The sequence below is a fragment of the Streptococcus mitis subsp. hohhotensis genome, assembly GCF_020089495.2.
In the GTDB taxonomy this organism is placed as follows: Bacteria; Bacillota; Bacilli; order Lactobacillales; family Streptococcaceae; genus Streptococcus; species Streptococcus hohhotensis.
The window spans coordinates 1,166-2,906 of sequence record NZ_JAIRCA020000034.1 but is presented as its reverse complement, the minus strand read 5'-3'; the positions used below and the strand labels follow the sequence as shown (position 1 = coordinate 2,906).

The following is a 1,741-nucleotide window of genomic DNA, read 5'->3' as shown; positions in this document are numbered from 1 at the left end:
AGGAGCCAGCCGCCTAAGGTGGGATAGATGATTGGGGTGAAGTCGTAACAAGGTAGCCGTATCGGAAGGTGCGGCTGGATCACCTCCTTTCTAAGGATAAGGAACTGCGCATTGGTCTTGTTTAGTCTTGAGAGGTCTTGTGGGGCCTTAGCTCAGCTGGGAGAGCGCCTGCTTTGCACGCAGGAGGTCAGCGGTTCGATCCCGCTAGGCTCCATTGGTGAGAGATCACCAAGTAATGCACATTGAAAATTGAATATCTATATCAAATAGTAACAAGAAAATAAACCGAAAACGCTGTAGTATTAATAAGAGTTTATGACTGAAAGGTCAAAAAATAAGGTTAAGTTAATAAGGGCGCACGGTGGATGCCTTGGCACTAGGAGCCGAAGAAGGACGTGACAAACGACGATATGCCTTGGGTAGCTGTAAGTAAGCGATGATCCAGGGATTTCCGAATGGGGGAACCCAACAGGTACTACCTGTTACCCGCATCTGTTAAGGATGTGAGGAGGAAGACGCAGTGAACTGAAACATCTAAGTAGCTGCAGGAAGAGAAAGCAAAAGCGATTGCCTTAGTAGCGGCGAGCGAAACGGCAGGAGGGCAAACCGAAGAGTTTACTCTTCGGGGTTGTAGGACTGCAATGTGGACTCAAAGATTATAGAAGAATGATTTGGGAAGATCAGCCAAAGAGAGTAATAGCCTCGTATTTAAAATAGTCTTTGTACCTAGCAGTATCCTGAGTACGGCGGGACACGAGAAATCCCGTCGGAATCTGGGAGGACCATCTCCCAACCCTAAATACTCCCTAGTGACCGATAGTGAACCAGTACCGTGAGGGAAAGGTGAAAAGCACCCCGGGAGGGGAGTGAAATAGAACCTGAAACCGTGTGCCTACAACAAGTTCGAGCCCGTTAATGGGTGAGAGCGTGCCTTTTGTAGAATGAACCGGCGAGTTACGTTATGATGCGAGGTTAAGTTGAAGAGACGGAGCCGTAGGGAAACCGAGTCTGAATAGGGCGAATTAGTATCATGACGTAGACCCGAAACCATGTGACCTACCCATGAGCAGGTTGAAGGTGCGGTAAGACGCACTGGAGGACCGAACCAGGGCACGTTGAAAAGTGCTTGGATGACTTGTGGGTAGCGGAGAAATTCCAAACGAACTTGGAGATAGCTGGTTCTCTCCGAAATAGCTTTAGGGCTAGCGTCGACATTAAGATTCTTGGAGGTAGAGCACTGTTTGGGTGAGGGGTCCATCCCGGATTACCAATCTCAGATAAACTCCGAATGCCAATGAATTATGGTCGGCAGTCAGACTGCGAGTGCTAAGATCCGTAGTCGAAAGGGAAACAGCCCAGACCACCAGCTAAGGTCCCAAAATAATTGTTAAGTGGAAAAGGATGTGGGGTTGCACAGACAACTAGGATGTTAGCTTAGAAGCAGCTATTCATTCAAAGAGTGCGTAATAGCTCACTAGTCGAGTGACCCTGCGCCGAAAATGTACCGGGGCTAAAACAATTTACCGAAGCTGTGGATACCTTTATAGGTATGGTAGGAGAGCGTTCTATGTGTGAAGAAGGTGTACCGTGAGGAGTGCTGGAACGCATAGAAGTGAGAATGCCGGTATGAGTAGCGAAAGACAGGTGAGAATCCTGTCCACCGTAAGACTAAGGTTTCCAGGGGAAGGCTCGTCCGCCCTGGGTTAGTCGGGACCTAAGGAGAGACCGAAAGGTGTATCCG

General features: G+C 48.7%; 1 tRNA gene and 2 rRNA genes (2 of these 3 cut by a window edge). All 3 read left to right on the top strand.

Features of this window, described 5'->3' with window-relative positions:
• A 16S ribosomal RNA gene (locus K4Z77_RS09595) occupies positions 1 to 90 on the top strand; it begins 1,672 nt to the left of the window's first position.
• Positions 91 to 141: 51 nt separating this feature from the next.
• Positions 142 to 214 (top strand) — tRNA-Ala (locus tag K4Z77_RS09590).
• A gap of 124 nt (positions 215 to 338) precedes the next feature.
• A 23S ribosomal RNA gene (locus K4Z77_RS09585) occupies positions 339 to 1,741 on the top strand; its annotated part runs 1,165 nt beyond the window's last position; the annotation flags it as partial.